Origin of the sequence: Candidatus Methylobacter oryzae (assembly GCF_003994235.2) — a bacterium.
GTDB lineage: Bacteria > Pseudomonadota > Gammaproteobacteria > Methylococcales > Methylomonadaceae > Methylobacter_A > Methylobacter_A oryzae.
In genome coordinates this window covers 116892-133285 of sequence record NZ_RYFG02000025.1, presented here as the reverse complement: position 1 = coordinate 133285, position 16394 = coordinate 116892, and the positions used below count along the sequence as shown (strand labels likewise).

General features: G+C 50.6%; 15 protein-coding genes and 1 CRISPR repeat array. Of the genes, 5 read left to right on the top strand and 10 right to left on the bottom strand.

The genetic code is table 11. The annotated features are described in order from the left end of the window. The first annotated feature begins 1 nt into the window (after position 1). Complete coding sequence (locus tag EKO24_RS05435; protein ID WP_127026858.1) at positions 2–4291, top strand: NACHT domain-containing protein; 4290 nt, start codon at positions 2–4, stop codon at positions 4289–4291. 112 nt (positions 4292–4403) lie between these two features. After that, complete coding sequence (locus EKO24_RS05430; protein ID WP_127026857.1) at positions 4404–4604, top strand: hypothetical protein; 201 nt, start codon at positions 4404–4406, stop codon at positions 4602–4604. A 57-nt stretch (positions 4605–4661) separates the two neighbouring features. Here the strand turns inward: EKO24_RS05430 and EKO24_RS05425 are convergent, their stop codons facing one another. Further along, on the bottom strand, positions 4662–5255 hold the full coding sequence (locus EKO24_RS05425) for an SDR family oxidoreductase (protein ID WP_127026856.1): 594 nt from the start codon (positions 5253–5255) through the stop codon (positions 4662–4664). Between the two features lie 255 nt (positions 5256–5510). On the opposite strand from EKO24_RS05425, the gene EKO24_RS05420 reads away from it, so the two are divergent. The 3 genes from EKO24_RS05420 to EKO24_RS22330 are packed head-to-tail and all read left to right on the top strand — an operon-like array spanning position 5511 to position 6344. Next, a complete protein-coding gene (locus EKO24_RS05420) occupies positions 5511–5762 on the top strand; it encodes a DUF4160 domain-containing protein (RefSeq protein ID WP_127026855.1) in 252 nt (83 codons plus the stop codon). Then, positions 5734–6171, top strand: coding sequence for a DUF2442 domain-containing protein (locus EKO24_RS05415; protein ID WP_127026854.1), 438 nt, complete (start codon positions 5734–5736; stop codon positions 6169–6171). The genes EKO24_RS05420 and EKO24_RS05415 overlap by 29 nt, the downstream gene beginning before the upstream one ends. An 8-nt stretch (positions 6172–6179) precedes the next feature. Beyond that, on the top strand, positions 6180–6344 hold the full coding sequence (locus EKO24_RS22330) for a hypothetical protein (RefSeq protein WP_154671580.1): 165 nt from the start codon (positions 6180–6182) through the stop codon (positions 6342–6344). On the opposite strand, the gene EKO24_RS05410 is transcribed toward EKO24_RS22330, so the two are convergent. From EKO24_RS05410 to EKO24_RS05370, 9 genes are all read right to left on the bottom strand, one after another. Next, positions 6337–7263 (bottom strand): class I SAM-dependent methyltransferase, encoded by a 927-nt coding sequence (locus EKO24_RS05410; RefSeq protein ID WP_127026853.1) that lies wholly within the window; start codon positions 7261–7263, stop codon positions 6337–6339. The genes EKO24_RS22330 and EKO24_RS05410 overlap by 8 nt on opposite strands. A 13-nt stretch (positions 7264–7276) precedes the next feature. Beyond that, positions 7277–7825 carry a putative Fe-S cluster assembly protein SufT gene (gene sufT / locus EKO24_RS05405; protein ID WP_127026852.1) on the bottom strand — a complete coding sequence of 183 codons (549 nt, stop codon included), beginning with the start codon at positions 7823–7825 and terminating at the stop codon, positions 7277–7279. A gap of 10 nt (positions 7826–7835) precedes the next feature. Then, a complete protein-coding gene (locus EKO24_RS05400; protein WP_127026851.1) occupies positions 7836–8567 on the bottom strand; it encodes an SDR family NAD(P)-dependent oxidoreductase in 732 nt (243 codons plus the stop codon). Further along, a complete protein-coding gene (locus tag EKO24_RS05395; protein WP_127026850.1) occupies positions 8558–9235 on the bottom strand; it encodes an HAD family hydrolase in 678 nt (225 codons plus the stop codon). Before EKO24_RS05395 ends, EKO24_RS05400 begins: the two co-directional genes overlap by 10 nt. Before the next feature lie 3 nt (positions 9236–9238). Next, entirely contained in the window at positions 9239–9946 is a 708-nt protein-coding gene (gene ubiG / locus EKO24_RS05390) for a bifunctional 2-polyprenyl-6-hydroxyphenol methylase/3-demethylubiquinol 3-O-methyltransferase UbiG (RefSeq protein ID WP_127026849.1), read from the bottom strand. A 252-nt stretch (positions 9947–10198) separates the two neighbouring features. After that, on the bottom strand, positions 10199–11278 hold the full coding sequence (fbaA, locus tag EKO24_RS05385; RefSeq protein ID WP_127026848.1) for a class II fructose-bisphosphate aldolase: 1080 nt from the start codon (positions 11276–11278) through the stop codon (positions 10199–10201). 225 nt (positions 11279–11503) lie between these two features. Continuing rightward, a CRISPR array of direct repeats spans positions 11504–12976; the repeat unit is 36 nt; unit sequence GCTTCAATGAGGCTCCGGCGTTATGCCGGAGAATGC. A 209-nt stretch (positions 12977–13185) separates the two neighbouring features. Next, positions 13186–13482, bottom strand: coding sequence for a CRISPR-associated endonuclease Cas2 (gene cas2 / locus EKO24_RS05380; RefSeq protein WP_127026847.1), 297 nt, complete (start codon positions 13480–13482; stop codon positions 13186–13188). Then, positions 13482–15200 carry a CRISPR-associated endonuclease Cas4g/Cas1g gene (cas4g/cas1g, locus tag EKO24_RS05375; protein WP_127026846.1) on the bottom strand — a complete coding sequence of 573 codons (1719 nt, stop codon included), beginning with the start codon at positions 15198–15200 and terminating at the stop codon, positions 13482–13484. Before cas4g/cas1g ends, cas2 begins: the two co-directional genes overlap by 1 nt. A gap of 53 nt (positions 15201–15253) precedes the next feature. Next, positions 15254–16393 (bottom strand): hypothetical protein, encoded by a 1140-nt coding sequence (locus EKO24_RS05370; protein ID WP_127026845.1) that lies wholly within the window; start codon positions 16391–16393, stop codon positions 15254–15256. Between the last annotated feature and the right edge of the window lies 1 nt (position 16394).

Below are 16394 nucleotides of genomic sequence, written 5' to 3'. Positions count from 1 at the left end.
AATGGCATATATAGACTTAAACCGAAACTTTGTTCCAATTAAAAAAGACGAAGAAATTGATCTTGATGTTGGCCGTTATTGGGGCAAACGAATTGGCGGCTGGCTTGATTGGGACGCGTTACTGAATAAACAGCGTGTAGTTATTTTGGCCGAAGCTTCCAGCGGAAAAACCGCCGAATTTAAGGGCGCGGCTGACAAAATCCGTAATACTGGAAAAGCCGCGTTCTTCATTCCCATCGAAGAGTTGGCCGATGAAGGGTTTGAACAATCATTAAATCCAGATGACGTGTCTTTATTTGAAAACTGGAAGCATAGCCTTAACGAAGGCTACTTTTTCCTGGACTCGGTCGACGAAGCTCGGCTTAATCATAAAAGTTTCGAGAAGGCTTTAAAAAAATTCGCACACGCAGTTTTACAACATTTGCCTCGTTGCCGAATTTTCATTTCTTGCCGTGTAACCGATTGGAGAGGAATGGAAGATTACCAAGTAATCAAACAGCTTCTGCCGTTGCCCGACCATAATAACTTGCAGACCCCAGAGATTGCCCCGGAAGTCGCGTTACTTGCCCCTTTGTTCAAGGAACGTGGGACGAGCAAACAGGTCGAGGAGAAAAAAGATGACGAAATAACTATAGTCAGACTTGCTCCATTGGACAACGAGCAACAACGAACACTAGCACAAGAACATGGTATTGAAAATGTCTCGCAATTCTGCTCCGCTATCTGGCAACAGGGACTGGAAAATTTGGCTGAACGTCCCGGCGACCTACTTGAACTGGCTAACTATTGGAAAAGCCATCAAAAATTCGACTCGCTCTTGGAGATGACTGAGCATGCGGTGAACCAAAAACTGACTGAGCGAGATCCTCATCGGACTGACAACGATGTTTTAAACCTCAAGAAGGCGCGAGAAGGAGCTGAACGAATTGCCACAGCTTTGACGCTCGGCAAAACTTTTACACTTCAAGCGTCCGATTCAACCCCGTCCGCCGATGTTTTACAACCGGAAAAACTATTGCCGGAATGGACAGACGCGAAACGCAATGCCCTGCTTCGGCGAGGAATATTTGCCCCTGCGACGTATGGACGCATCCGGTTTCATCATCGTTCAACCCAAGAATACTTAACGGCCCAGTGGCTTAAGCGTTTGCTACAACAGGGCTGTCCGCGCTCTGAAGTTTTTAAATTGCTGTTCGCCGAAGTTTACGGAGTAAAAACAGTAGTTCCCAGCCTAAAGCCGATAGCAGCTTGGCTTGCGCTCAGCCAAGATGATATTCGGGACGAAATTCTAAAGAGAGACCCGTTAATTCTGATCCAGCATGGCGATCCCGGTTCCGTTCCGGTTAAAACCCGATGCAGGTTGCTTCATGCCTATGCCGAAAAGCACGAAACCGGCGACATTGCCAATGACAGCCTCGACCACCGTGCGCTATGGATGTTTGCTCATCCCGATTTGGCGAACACCATTCGCGAAGTTTGGCATCGCTGCGACCAGGATGATTTTCGCGGCGATCTCATTAGATTGATTCGTGAAGGCGCTATAGCTGCTTGTAACGACCTTGCCACACAGGTCGCCGAAGATACGAAAGCGCGTGATTACCATCGTATTGTCGCAGTTCAAGCATTAAACAAATTCAACAGTACGACGACACTGTCAACCATTGCAGAAAAGCTTGTTCAAGATGCCCCCAACATCAGCGCAAGGCTCACAGCCGGCTTTGTCAAAGAACTATTTCCTGATTATCTGAACATCGAACAGCTCATTGCGCTCATTGCAGATAGCCAAGCGCCAGCCAGAAATTCGACACATGAGCTTAGTTATGCGCTTGAAGAGCTATGGGAAAAATGCCCTGCCGAGTGGAAAATACGTTTTATCGGCGGCCTTGCCGAACTTGCACTATTGAAACCCGTTGATGAATATCGACATATTTCCAAAAAATACGGTTTTCTCGCCGATAACTTTGAGCCTATCGCGCGTCAAGTAATTGTCGATCTTGGTCATAACGATCCGACAAACGAGTTGATACGTTTTTTAATGGCTATTGAACGTGTAGAGCATTCGTCTTCGTTCAGAGAATTAAAACCTTCCCTTAGTGAACTGGTACAAACTTCCCCCAAAGTACAACGCGCCTTATTTTGGGCTGATGTCGCAGAAGCAAGGGAAAATTGGACTGACACAGAACCTCCAATCCAATACAGGGCGATTTACCCCTATGAAAAGGCATTGTGGGAGTTTGGTGTCGCTGATCTGCCTTGGCTTATCGACGATTTAAAAGAACGTTCATTAATGGATGATAAACGGATCGTTTTAAATGCCATTGTGCAAATTTTGAAACATGTGAATGATGAGTATGACGTAGAGAAGATAAAAGAATCTCTTCATCGATACGTGCAAAATTTTCCACTGCTTACTGAAGACTTGGAAAATTATTTTAAACCGCAACAGGAAAGCGACGGCATGCGCGAATATCGCTTACGCCGCGAACTGCGCAAGAAAAAAGAACGTGACGAAAGGTCTGAAACTGAAACATCGTGGTTAAAATTCAGAACCAGCCTAATCCTCGATCCAAATCAACTTTCTAACCCTGACCAGCATTTGAAGTGCATAAAGAACCTTACACGTTGGCTACAGTTTGAAACAAACCATGAAACAACTAAAGCAGCGCGATACTGGCATTTAATCAAGCAAGCTTTCAACAATGAAGTTGCTGAGGCTTATCGTGATGCTATGAAAGCCCTATGGCGCGATGTAAAACCAGAACGACCAGAGCGAAAAGCACATCAAGTAACCTTTAAATGGCTCACGGTTTATGCCTATGCAGGTATTGGCATTGAAGCCGACGAGAACGCGCGTTGGGCAATACAGCTAACATCAGATGAGGCAAAACGCGCTGCCGAATACGCCTGCATGTCCGAAAAAGGTTATCCTGACTGGCTGGATACTTTATTGGATGCGCATCCCACTGTGGTTACACCTATCATTGCTAAAGCCTTTCGCTCGGAATGGACGTCTGCACGAAGTGGACATAGCGATTTTCTATACCACTATCGCAATTCCGAAAAGCCGCTATATCCTGAAATCGCTTCCAAACTGTTTGAAATAATGAACAAAACTAACCCAGGAATACTCCATAGCTTGAAATGCGGGCTTAAGATTTTTCAGCAAATGACTTTATCGGAAAGCCAAAAAAAGCATCTAAAAAAACGATCAATAAATCAGTTTGATTATTTTCTCGGGTGCGACGATAGAGAATTTGCAATATGCTATCTTGTGCTGTTATTTCAGGTTGCCCCGGCATACGCATTGCAAAAGATGGAGGCCTGGATAGCAGCAACCAAACCGGAAGCACAAAATGAGTTGGCAACTCAAATTATTGGGGGCGTTTTCAATCGCGATGATTGTTGGTCACTTAAAGACACTCCAATACAAATTCTTAAAACCTTGGTATCGCTAGCTTATCGGCTAATACGACCTGCTGAAGATATTAGACACGATGGTGTGTTTACTCCAGATAGCCGTGATCGAGCAGAATCCGGTCGAAGCACAATTCTTTCGGCATTGCTTAATTCAGTAGGAGCCGATGCCTACCAAGCGATGATCGAATTAGCAGATACCTCTGAAATCGGCGAACGCAAGCATCGATTTCGACAGCTTGCACGCGGCATGGTGGAACGCGATGCCGAACTTCCTGCATGGACTGAAAACGAAACGCTAACGTTTGAAAACAAGCACATCACTCCGATTAAAAATGGAAATGAATTATATCAATGCATTCTTCACGTCCTGGATGACATACGTTACGGGTTTGAACAAAGCGATGCATCGTCAAAGCAGTTATTGTCCAAGTTGGCTGAGATCAAAAAAGATGACGAAAAAAGCGTTCAAAATTGGCTCGCTGAACAATTGACGCTTCGGGCAAATGGTAGATACCACGTTCACCGTGAAGTGGAAGTCGCTGATATAAAGGAACCGGACATCATCATTTCAGGAACAACAGGACAATTTGAAATCGCTATTGAAATCAAGCAAGCAGACTCGTGGTCGCCAAATGAACTTAAAGAAGCATTGACACAGCAACTATCGGAATATTATTTAAAACCAACAAACCGCAGACATGGAATATTGTTTTTAACTGATCACGGGCGGCGTCAATGGAAACATCCTGACTATCAAAAAAGATTAACTTTTATCGAACTGCAAACCTTTTTGTCGGACATTGCAATAGCCATAAAAAACAACACTGCCGGAAACGTTAAAGTATCGGTTTTTGGTATTGATGGAACTGGATAATTTGTTTCATAGTCCCGTAGATTGGGCTGAATGCAATGAAGCCCAACATTACGTACGATGTTTAGGTATGGCGACGGATTTCTATTTTTCTATTACAACAGGAGACTCAATCATGAGCGAACAGACAAACCCACCCTTAAGCCCAGACACGCAAGCTATGCTCGATTGCCTACGTCAGGCCGTTAGTAAAACCCTGGAACGCAAACGCCGCCTAGGACAATACTCAGTACAGTGGACAGGCAAATCCCCATTCGCCGTAGGTGATGATGCTCCAGAATCTTTGCAATTGCCGCAGCAATCCGATCATTCTTAAACCGCAGAAGCACAACATAAGCCCCCATCATATTCAGCATCCGTACTTTCAGATGATTTAAGGATTTCCACTCTCGCCCGACACACCATACACCTGCCCGCTGGCATAACTCGACTCATGCGAAGCCAGCGTCACGTAAACGGCGGCAAGTTCTGCCGGTTGGCCGGGGCGTCCCGTCGGCGTATAGACACCGAATGTTTCCAGCGCACTTGGTGGTTGGCCTCCAGTGACTTGAAGCGGCGTCCAAACCGGCCCTGGCGCGACGGCGTTGACGCGGATGCCTTTCTCGCCGAGCTGTTTGGCAAGGGATTTTGTGAACGATACGATTGCCGCTTTGGTCTGCGAGTAATCGAGCAGGTTTTCGGCCGGATTGTAAGCTAAAACCGATGAGGTATTGATGATGCTCGCACCGGTACTGAAATGCGGCAGCGCGGCTTTAGTGATCCAAAACATTGCGTAAAGGTTGGTCTTGAAGGTCGCATCGAACTGCTCGGTTGAAAGATCGAGGATCGAATCGATGGAGTGCTGTCTGGCTGCATTATTGACCAAGATGCCTAGACCGCCGGGTTCGCGCGCCGCATCGGCAACCAATTGCTTGCACAAGTTTTCGTCGCGTATGTCGCCGATCGAGTGAAACACTACTGCTTTCATATTAAATCTCCTTCTTTGCTGTTCTTTGGCCCACAGCAAAATCGAGTAATAAAAATTTCAAAATATCAAAACAGGCAAAACAGTCTGTTGGTTATCCAACGTTTTAAATCAGACCTCGGCATTGTCTTTGCCGACCGTCCACATCCAGCAAAATCCGGCACAAGAAAGAAATAATCTTTTAAGAAACAATATGTTCAATCATACCCTCATCAACAAGACGATTGACATATTCGAATTATCTCTTACCATTGCAACATGGCAACGAAGCATCGCTTTCGCAACAAATACCGGCTTGAAATCAGAGAAGACGATTCTCCGCCAATGCATGTGCATCTGGTCGGAGGCAATTTTGATGTATTAATTAACCTGGAGACCCTGAACTGCACCGGCACCTTTCCGCGCGGATTACGCAAAGAGGTAATGGAGTGGGTTACGGAAAACCGTGATCAATTGATTGAGGAATGGAAGAGTGGCATCAATGAAACGCCCCCGCCTAGCAGCGGTTGAAGCTTTACCGGATTACCAACTGAAAATGACCTTTATTAACGGCTGCGTAATGACTGTCGATAAAGGCGAAACCATTTTCGCCAAACCCGGACTCGCGCCTTTACGCGATCCGGCCGCCTTCGCCAAAGTCAAACTGACCGACAACATCGGTTGGTCGATTGAATGGCCGGACTTTGACATCCAAATCGGTGCCGATACGTTATGGCTGGAAGCGATGTATCAAGCCGCCACCGACGAAAACACCCGCACATTCCTCGCCTGGCGGCTGCGTAACGGCTTGTCGCTGGCCGATGCGGCGCAAGCATTGGGCATGACGACGCGCACGATGAGCTCATACGGAACCGGCGCCCGCCCCGTCCCGTATCATATTGCGCTGGCTTGCAAGGGTTGGGAAGTGGAGAATCGTTAAGACGGCATGTGCAGAAAATGGCCCGCCGCAGGGTGGATAAGCGTAGCGCATCCACCTATATCGAGATTGTTATGGTGGATGCGCTACGCTTATCCACCCTACGTTTTAATCGCCGCGAATTGATCATATCCCTGCAATACGGCAAATACCTCTACGCAACACCGGTCACTTAATCGCCCGCAACAAATTTCCGTAATACAACTCCTTACCGGTTGTTGTCCGCATCCATAATTGTTTTATTTCCAGCCGGTCGGCGGAAAAATACTGTCCGCCGGCCACCGCCAAATCCGCCAGCTCCACTTTCGGCGAATAAGTATTAAGGATTAAAAACGCTCCCGGACTCATCAGTCCGCAGGCGGTTTCAATCAGACCGGACAAGTGATTTTCCAATTTCCATTTTTCGCCTTTGACGCCTAACCCCCAGGCCGGCGGGTCCATGACGATGCCGTCGTATCGATTGCCCCGCTTTAATTCGCGCTGGGCAAATTTCAATGCATCTTCAAGCACCCATTTAATGTCGGAAAGATGGCTCGGCAATTGCTCCCTGCATTGCTCTACCTCCTGCATCCTTGCAGTCGTCCGCTGTTGGTTTTCGTTGCTCCAGGTGAGCATTTGCCTGACCGAATCGACATGCACGACTTCCGCACCGGCAGCACGGGCAACCAGCGATGCTGCGCCGGTATACGCAAATAAGTTTAAGACTTTTTGACCGGCGCTGACCCGTTCGGCAATGAAACGCCAGTTTGCCTGTTGCTCGGGGAACAATCCCACATGCTTGAACTTGGTCAGTTTCAAGCCGAAACTCAACCCGCCGTAGCAAACAAGCCATTGTTCGGAAGCGCCGGGCTTAATGTTCTGCCAACGGCCTTGGGTTGAAGACTGTTCTTCAAACTCCCAATGCGCGGCGTCTTGCCATTGGGCATTAGACCATCCCGGCTTGAAATCGGCCTGGATTTCCGGACGGATCGTGACGACCTCTCCCCAGCGTTCCAGCTTTTTGCCGTCGCCCGCGTCAAGCAGCTCGTAATCGGGCCAGGGCTGGCCGTACTCGCGCAGGATGGTTCCGGTTTGGCGGCCTTTTGCGATTTGCATCGGTTTTCAGGGATTAATACAAACCCAATTGCAACTGGGCCACTTCCGACATCATCTCTCGCGACCAAGGCGGATCAAGCACCACTTCGATATTAACATTGGCGACGCCGGGCAGCGCGCGGATGGATTTTTCGACATCGCTCTGGATCACAGGCCCCATCCCGCAACCGGGAGCCGTCAGCGTCATCACGACATGAACGTCGTTCATGCCTTCAGCGTTAGGCGTGACTTTGCACTCATAGACCAAGCCAAGATCGACAATATTAACCGGGATTTCCGGATCGTAAACAGTTTTCATCACTTCCCAGCAGTTCTTTTCAACCGCGACCGCATCGGTTTCCGACGATAGCTCATGCAGCCGCTGAGACTCTTTGCCCAACGCATCGGCATCGACGCCGGCAATCCGCACCATGTGGCCGTGTTCGGTAACCACGGTATAGTTATCGCCGAGCGCTTGATAAATCGTGACTATCTGACCTTTATTCAAAGTCCCGGTATTGCCGTCGGGAATAGTAACAATGTTGACATCTCGGGTTAAAACAACGTCTTCTCTTTCAGCCATAATCGTTCAGTTATAAATAAAAGGTCCGGGCATCGATAGCCTGGCCGGTTACGCCAATGCTCTCCGAGCCGAATAAATACAGATAAATCGGTGCCAGCGACTTCATTGACGGCAGCTTGCCTTTATCTTCAGCCGGATAGGCCCGCTTTCTTAACGGCGAATCCACCGGTCCCGGTATCAAGGTATTGACACGGATTTTGCCGAAAGCTTCATGCTCGTCGGCCAATATTTTTGCAAAGCCTTCCAAGGCTATCAATGAAACGCCGTAAGCACCGGCATAAGCGGGCGCCTTCCTGACAAAAGAATCTGTGGTGAAAACGATGGAGGCGTGTGCGCTCTTTTGCAATACCGGCAATAAAACCCGGCATAATAAAAAAGGCGCATTCAGGTTGACGTTTAAGGTATGTCCCCAATCCTTGGTTTTGTGCGTGGCGACCGGAGAAAACGCGCTAAACTCAACCGCCGAATGCAAAATGCCTTGCAAGGAACCGTACTTCTGCTCAATTTTATCGGCCAGTTCCTGGTACTCGTTTTCATTGGCGCCGGCTAAATCGAACGGATACATCACCGGCTCGGACACGGCATTGACGTTCATAATCGCATCGTAAACCGCTTCCAATTTGGCGATATTTTTATCCAGCAGGACGATATGGGCGCCGTGTTTGGCCAGTTCCAGGGCGGCCGTGCTACCCAAACCGCCGCCGGCGCCGGTGATTAAGATGACTTGATTCGTTAGCGGCATGGCTGTAATGCTATCCAGGTTGAAATTTGCGCGGGCGATTCGATTAACGCATCGGCCCCCCAGGTTTCCGGCGTGTCGCCGGGTTTGATGTAACCGTAAAGCGCGGCCAGCGTTTTCATTTGCACGCTTTTTCCGGCGATAATATCGTGTTCGGCGTCGCCGATATAAACGCATTCCCGCGGATCAACGCCTGCCTGCTTGCAGGCTGCCAGCATCGGTTCCGGATGAGGCTTGGGATTGGCCGTGGTATCGCCGCTGACGATGCAGGCCGCGCGCCCGGTCAGCTTTAAAGCATCCATCAGCGGATGGGTAAAACGTTCGCGCTTGTTAGTCACGACTCCCCATTTCAACCCTTGCGCTTCAATCGCAGCCAGCGTATCGGTCATACCGGAGAAAAAAACCGTATGTTCGGCAATATTGTCCTGGTAGAAGTCGAGCATCGTTTTCAGAATATCGGCTCTCAAACGATCGCTAACTGCAGGTTGGCCGGCGTAAATCATCGCCGCAGCGCCGTACGAGATAAACGGTTTGATTATTTCAGGCACAACCGTATCGAGACCGTGGGCATTCAGCGACCGGTTCAAGCAGGCGATCAAATCCGGGGCAGTATCGACCAGGGTACCGTCAAGGTCGAATAACACGCAGGATAATTTGAAATCGTCCCCCATGTCTCACTCGGCACGCTTAAAAGCGGCAATGTAGTTAACGTCAATATCTTTGCCGAGGCTGAAATGCTTGGTAAACGGGTTGTATTCAATCCCGACCATGCCCTGCAATTCAAGACCCGCCGCGCGCGCCGACCGGCACAGCTCCGAAGGCTTGATGAAAGTTTTAAAATCGTGCGTGCCTTTGGGCAGCATTTGCAAAACATACTCCGCGGCAAAAATAGCCAGCAAGTAGGCCTTGGGCTGACGGTTCAGCGTCGAAAAAAACACCATGCCGCCGGGTTTGACCATGTTGGCGCAGGACTTAATTATCGAACCGGGATCGGGCACGTGTTCGAGCATTTCCATGCAAGTGACGTGATCGAAGCTTTCCGGCTGCTGCGCGGCCAAATCCTCCGCGCTGATTTTTTGATAATGCGCATTGACGCCGGATTCAAGCCCATGCAAATCGGCGATGTCGATCAAATCCTCGCTTAAATCGATGCCCAACGCATCGGCGCCCTGCTTAGCCAAACCCTCGGTTAAAATGCCGCCGCCGCAGCCGACGTCAACAATGCGCTTACCGCTAATATCCGCATAACGCTGAATAAACCGGAGCCGTAACGGATTAACATCGTGCAAGGTTTTAAATTCGCCTTGGGGATCCCACCAGCGTTCCGCCATCGAGCCGAATTTATGTATTTCGTGCGGGTTTACATTGCTTGTTGCTGTCATCGTAGTAACCGTAATGTGATTTTAATATAGTTTACTATATTAGTGGGTTTATGGGACATGCGTTGTTCGTTCACTTGGCATTGCCCTCTATTATACAGAAGATTCATTCCTTGATTTCCGGGACGGATTTTATACTGCGAGTTAAGCCGGCCAGAGACGGATAAAGCACCGGCTCGCAAAAACATCCGCCTGCCGGACAAAAAAAAGGCCGGTACACTCAATGCGTACCGGCCTTTTGTTCAGCCTGTCAAATTACAGTTTGTCGACAGCGTTCAACTCTTGGAACGCTTGTTCCAAACGAGTCACCATGCCGACTTCGCCGGCACGTTGCCAAACGCGTGGATCATAGTATTTTTTGTTTGGCTTGTCGTCGCCTTCTGGGTTGCCGATTTGGCCTTGCAGATAGCCTTCGTTTTTCTTGTAGTAGTTCATGATGCCTTCCCAAGTTGCCCATTGGGTGTCGGTATCGATGTTCATTTTAACGACGCCGTAGCTGATCGATTCTTTGATTTCTTCCGGAGATGAACCTGAACCGCCGTGGAATACGAAGTCCAGTGTGTTGGCTGGCACGCCGAATTTTTCGGACACGTATTTTTGCGAGTTGTCCAGAATGCTTGGCGTCAATTTAACGTTACCCGGTGAATATACGCCGTGTACGTTGCCGAATGAAGCCGCGATAGTGAAGCGTGGGCTGATTTTGCTCAGGTGTTCGTAAGCGTAGGCCACGTCTTCAGGTTGAGTATACAGCGCTGAATGATCCATGCCGGTGTTATCGACGCCGTCTTCTTCACCGCCGGTGCAGCCCAACTCGATTTCCAGCGTCATGCCCATTTTGGACATACGCTCCAGGTATTTGCCGCAGATTTCGATGTTTTCTTGCAGGCTTTCTTCGGACAAGTCCAGCATGTGCGAGCTGAACAACGGTTTGCCGGTTTCGGCAAAATGTTTCTCGCCGGCATCCAACAGGCCGTCGATCCAAGGCAGCAATTTTTTTGCCGCGTGGTCGGTGTGCAGGATAACAGGCACGCCGTAAGCTTCGGCCATCGTGTGAACGTGTTTCGCGCCGGCAATCGCGCCCAAAATAGAAGGCATTTGGCCTTCGCCTTTGTAGCCTTTACCGGCAACAAACGCCGCACCGCCGTTGGAGAACTGGATAATAATGGCCGATTTTACTTTCGCGGCCGCTTCCAACGCAGCATTAATCGAATCAGTGTTAATGACGTTTACCGCAGGCAATGCGAATTGGTTGGCTTTGCAGATTGCAAAGATTTTTTGTACGTCTTCGCCAGTTACAACACCGGGTTTTACTACATCTGAAATTTTTTGAGACATTAATAGTTCCTGTTTCAATCTATTACGTTGAGGGTCAAAGCTGAAAGCCATTCGGCCGAGGAAAATATCCGTCGCCCAATGCGGTCAGCCGCATATTATAAAGAGTGTTTATCCAATAGGCTACTTGCTAATCGAGCCATCCCGCAGAGTGTGCATGATAGCGCTATCCACGTAAATCTTTCCATTATAAGCATAACTATTACCTCAGATTCATGCTGAAAGGGCGTTTTAATGAGGCTCCGGCGTTATGCCGGAGAATGCGACGGGCTTTCCGTTCCAATCGACCTTTAAAGCTGAGCTTCAATGAGGCTCCGGCGTTATGCCGGAGAATGCTGTGGTGGAACGCGACTAAGGAGCACAGCCGCACTGCTTCAATGAGGCTCCGGCGTTATGCCGGAGAATGCCCTTGAACCTTGAACCATGAGGACGCCACCATGTTAGCTTCAATGAGGCTCCGGCGTTATGCCGGAGAATGCGCCCGATCCTGGTTTGAGTCAAGACGATTAAGCCAACGCTTCAATGAGGCTCCGGCGTTATGCCGGAGAATGCTTACCGTGACATCAAAGGAGTTGGTAGTAACATTGGCTTCAATGAGGCTCCGGCGTTATGCCGGAGAATGCCAAGGGAATATGCTCCGTAGCTCCCACTGCCATTTAGCTTCAATGAGGCTCCGGCGTTATGCCGGAGAATGCTCAATGTTGCCGCCCGGCATTCCTGACTTTCCCGTTGCTTCAATGAGGCTCCGGCGTTATGCCGGAGAATGCGGCCGATGTGCTGACCGAGTTGTTGGCGGCGGCTGAGCTTCAATGAGGCTCCGGCGTTATGCCGGAGAATGCCCAAAAATAAAAGCAAGCTAGACATGATAAACATGCTTCAATGAGGCTCCGGCGTTATGCCGGAGAATGCGCCCGGAGGACAAGTTTGATGATTATCCGATAAGCAAGCTTCAATGAGGCTCCGGCGTTATGCCGGAGAATGCGGCTAGGTGCGGATTTAAAAAAGTAGCCCGGCTGTGGCTTCAATGAGGCTCCGGCGTTATGCCGGAGAATGCGCTGATTATGACGGAAGCCAAAATGGGTAAGCCGAGCTTCAATGAGGCTCCGGCGTTATGCCGGAGAATGCGGCGTTATACCTTTATTTGCACATGCGTCACCTGGAGCTTCAATGAGGCTCCGGCGTTATGCCGGAGAATGCAAACCGCTGGTGCGCAATGCGTGCCAACACAACCCGCTTCAATGAGGCTCCGGCGTTATGCCGGAGAATGCTGCTGATTTTGCTAAAGTAAGCATTTTGCTCCCGAGCTTCAATGAGGCTCCGGCGTTATGCCGGAGAATGCTTAAGATTATTGCTTAGGCAAGACCCTAGAACCAACGCTTCAATGAGGCTCCGGCGTTATGCCGGAGAATGCGCGCATGACCGCCAAGATGCACGGCCCGGTATTCACGCTTCAATGAGGCTCCGGCGTTATGCCGGAGAATGCTAAAATGAACGACCTGAACATCGGCAAAATGAGTACGGCTTCAATGAGGCTCCGGCGTTATGCCGGAGAATGCGATCTGGTGTGTGAACTGACCAACTCGACAGTGAAAGCTTCAATGAGGCTCCGGCGTTATGCCGGAGAATGCTCCAAGACGAGTTAATCGTGTTGGCTTGTTTAAGCAGGCTTCAATGAGGCTCCGGCGTTATGCCGGAGAATGCAGCCCGCGCTGGAAGCCTTGATCTACGCGGCCTGCGCGGACTGTTTGCGAGTGCTGCTCTACAACGCCTCGCAACTGTACATAAAAATCCGCCCGACGCATAGCCGATTTTCATAACATGCTGATTTTTAAAGAGCCATTCACCTGCGAGCGCTGAGGGCATTTTGCGCGCCACTACAGCGCTCGTCAACCGGCGGCGAACAATCCGCATCAGACGATCACCGGTTGGCGTTCCACGGTTTCAAACTCCTTGCCCAAGCTCACCACCGACGGCTTGACGTTTTCCGCGGGACCGATGTTCATGATCAAAATATGGTCTTCGCTGTGATGAATGATGCCGTCCAGCATTGCGATCAGTTCCGCATGGCGCCTACGGCTTAAGCGGCATTGGAACACCGACAGTTGCAGCCAGTCGCCGTAGCCTTTCATCAAGCGGAACACCCGCCGCCAGCGTTTAGCGTCGCGAATGTCGTAAGTAATAATGTAAAGATGTTCGTAAGCAGCCATTAGCGTGTCGTGAAGTTGGGGTATTCTGATAACTCGCCGAGCAGGTAGCGGCCGAACAGCCGCGCCTGTATCTCGAACAAGCGCCGGTAATTAACCTTGTAACCGAACAAGGGATGCGTGATTTCCTGGCTCAAGCGCCGTTCGAACGCGGCGATAAAACGCTTGCGCCCGGCATCGTTCAGGGCGACGCTGCCGGCCGCGCTGATAAAATCGCTGGGCCGCACTTCGCCGTTGTTGATCGCTTGCAATACCACCGAATCGGCGATTATCGGCCGGAACGGCTCCATTATATCCAGCGCCAACGCCGGGCGGCCGTAACGCGGTTGGTGATAAAAGCCGCGATAGGCATCCAGGCCAACCGCCGTTAAGTTGACTGTCCAGGTTCGCACCAGCAACGAGTACGCAAACGACAGCAAGGCATTGACAGGATCGGTCGGCGGCCTGCGGTTGCGGGTGGTAAAGTCGAAACTCATCTGGCGGCTATCGTCCGGTTTTTTAATCAGCCGGTCGAAAGCGCCGAAATATAAGGCCGCAGCCGAACCTTCGACGCCCAACAACTGTTGCAAATCTTTAGCCCGCTGCGTTTTATCTGCCAGGGCTTTCAACTGGTCCAACAGTTCGTCCGGTTTGTCGTCCAGCCGCCAATTGCGGCGCAGCAGCGTCCGGCAATTCTGGATTTTCGCGCGTACCAGGTTGCGGGCAATCGCCAAGCAGATTTTATCGTCGAAACTGGCGCGGTACTGGGCGGTGCGCAATTCGACGTTTTTATGGCCGGTGCCGACGGTGTGGCCGAAAAACCAACCGCCGAAGCTGTGCCAGCTGACCGGAATGTCGCGCTTCATCAAATCCTGCAAACACGGCGTGGTGATGTAAACGTTGCCCATGACCACGATTTGCGAGGTATCCAGCAAGCGCACGGTCTGTACCGTTTCGTCGTCGATGCTGATTTCCAGCTCCTCGGCTTTTTTCGCAATTTTGGCTTTATAGGCCTGCACATAAACCGGCATCGCTTCGTCGCGCATGACCGCCATCGGCCGGGGCTCGATCGCGGCATTGTGCAGATAATTGACCTCGTCCGGCAGGCAAATGCCGACCAGCGAACAAGCGGGGCATTTCGGGCTGTCCTGCAACGGCGGCGGGATATGGCCGCCGGACGCGATCAAGCGCAAACCGTCTATTGCGTTAAAAGTCAGTTGGCGCAATTCGTCGTCGAACGCCACCCGCACCCGCTCGCGGCTTTGCACGAAATACAATACGCCTTCTTCGCAAACATAGCCGTGCTCCTGCAACACCAGCCCCTGCACGCACAATTGCACGCGTTCGGGATCGTAAGCCCCGCGCGCCACATGCGGGCGCTTGCCGCGTTTATAGTCGACCGGCGTGACTTCACCCTCTTCCGCTTCGATCAAATCCAGTTTGGCAATCAGTCCCAAGCGGTTCGACGATAAGGTAATCGAACGACCGTGAAGTTTTTCCTGTTCAAGCTCGTCGGCTTCCGGAAAGCTTTTGGACGGCTGATCGACGCGGCGATGGGCATGATCGCCTTCGACCGTATCCGCCGACGCCTCCCATTCGCCCTGCACCCATTCCAGGTAGGCCAGACGCGGGCAGTATTGGTATTCGTTGATCATCCGCGCCGGCAGCAACGGCATATCGCCGCTCAGTTCCGGAAACGGCATCGGCAGTTCGAGTTGGATGGGGGGTTGATTGTCGGTCATTTTTTCGTGCGTTCCGTATCGTTAAACAGAAATGAAAAAGGCCATGCCCGCCATCAGTCTGCGCCTACCCGACGACTTGGCGGCATCCATAAATAGCCCTGCAACCAGAGCGTCCCTTCAATATCCATGCCCACTTCCGGGCTCTGTTCCTGCCGCCAAATGCGCCGGGTAATCACAATATCCAGATCGATGTCTTCCGTTTCATAGTCCGACAAACGCATAACAGTTATCCGCACTAACCAGCCGGTTTGTCCTAAAAAATCGTCGATGGGTTTTACCGATTTAACCGGACCGTGAAAACTGTACTCGTCTTTATCCCAATCCGTTATGGGCAGCAGCGAGGCCATGCCGTTTAAATTAATGGCCGACGGCAATTCCCAGTCATTGTCTTCATCGCCGTTGTTTCCAAGCAAACGTTGCCAAGCAATTTGATCGGGATTTGCCGTGAAAGGAATTTCCATCACTTGGGCAGGTTGGGCGGCATAAGCTATGCCCCTCAGAATAAATTCATAACGACGCCCCGCTTCGTACCAAAGCCGGTTGATCAGAAAATGCGCATCGAAAAAAGTGATTTGCGCTTCGCCGAGACTGGCGGTGATCTGCGCTTCGATTTGACCTTCCCAAACGCTTACGGAGTCGATTGTCAACGTGTGCTGGACGCCTTCCGAACTGAACGGATAAAAACTCATCAGTTGAGTTTGCCGTTCGGCGGCATCGATACAGCAAGTCAAAATAAGGCCCCGGCGTTGCATCGGCCAAACCAAATGAAAACCTTGCGGCCAATCCCGCGGCAGTTCCCTGGGCGATTTACGGTGATTGCCGATGCTTTCCATGACTTGCGCGGCCTGAAGTATATTCGGCAAATCCTTGGCAATGTCGGTAACGTCATCAACAAATGGAGGCCAATGCGATCCCATGTAATGCGGGGTGTCAGGCGCTTCATTCTTAAAAGTGGACCGCGGCCAATCAAGAGTGGCTTGTTCAACCGCTGCCGTTTTGCAGGCTATTTCATCCTGCCAAGCGGCTTCGGCTGTCCAGTGGCTTATTTTAGTCGCGTCATAGCGCTGCAACATGTCGCCCAAGCTTGGGAAGCGCAAGCCTAAGTAATCGTCGCCGGCAAAGGTCACTACGCCGGGGCCGTAGTCGGTATGAAGGATACGATCGTTGATTTCAAAACGCTGCTCGGTAGTCATA

Coding starts and splice junctions, on each gene's coding strand:
- EKO24_RS05430 (WP_127026857.1), top strand. CDS start 4,404: ATGAGCGAACAGACAAACCCACCCTTAAGCCCAGACACGCAAGCTATG.
- EKO24_RS05410 (WP_127026853.1), bottom strand. CDS start 7,263: ATGCAAATCGCAAAAGGCCGCCAAACCGGAACCATCCTGCGCGAGTAC.
- EKO24_RS05400 (WP_127026851.1), bottom strand. CDS start 8,567: ATGCCGCTAACGAATCAAGTCATCTTAATCACCGGCGCCGGCGGCGGT.
- sufT (WP_127026852.1), bottom strand. CDS start 7,825: ATGGCTGAAAGAGAAGACGTTGTTTTAACCCGAGATGTCAACATTGTT.
- cas2 (WP_127026847.1), bottom strand. CDS start 13,482: ATGGCTGCTTACGAACATCTTTACATTATTACTTACGACATTCGCGAC.
- EKO24_RS05420 (WP_127026855.1), top strand. CDS start 5,511: ATGGCAACGAAGCATCGCTTTCGCAACAAATACCGGCTTGAAATCAGA.
- cas4g/cas1g (WP_127026846.1), bottom strand. CDS start 15,200: ATGACCGACAATCAACCCCCCATCCAACTCGAACTGCCGATGCCGTTT.
- EKO24_RS05425 (WP_127026856.1), bottom strand. CDS start 5,255: ATGAAAGCAGTAGTGTTTCACTCGATCGGCGACATACGCGACGAAAAC.
- fbaA (WP_127026848.1), bottom strand. CDS start 11,278: ATGTCTCAAAAAATTTCAGATGTAGTAAAACCCGGTGTTGTAACTGGC.
- EKO24_RS05415 (WP_127026854.1), top strand. CDS start 5,734: ATGAAACGCCCCCGCCTAGCAGCGGTTGAAGCTTTACCGGATTACCAA.
- EKO24_RS05370 (WP_127026845.1), bottom strand. CDS start 16,393: ATGACTACCGAGCAGCGTTTTGAAATCAACGATCGTATCCTTCATACC.
- EKO24_RS05395 (WP_127026850.1), bottom strand. CDS start 9,235: ATGGGGGACGATTTCAAATTATCCTGCGTGTTATTCGACCTTGACGGT.
- ubiG (WP_127026849.1), bottom strand. CDS start 9,946: ATGACAGCAACAAGCAATGTAAACCCGCACGAAATACATAAATTCGGC.
- EKO24_RS05435 (WP_127026858.1), top strand. CDS start 2: ATGGCATATATAGACTTAAACCGAAACTTTGTTCCAATTAAAAAAGAC.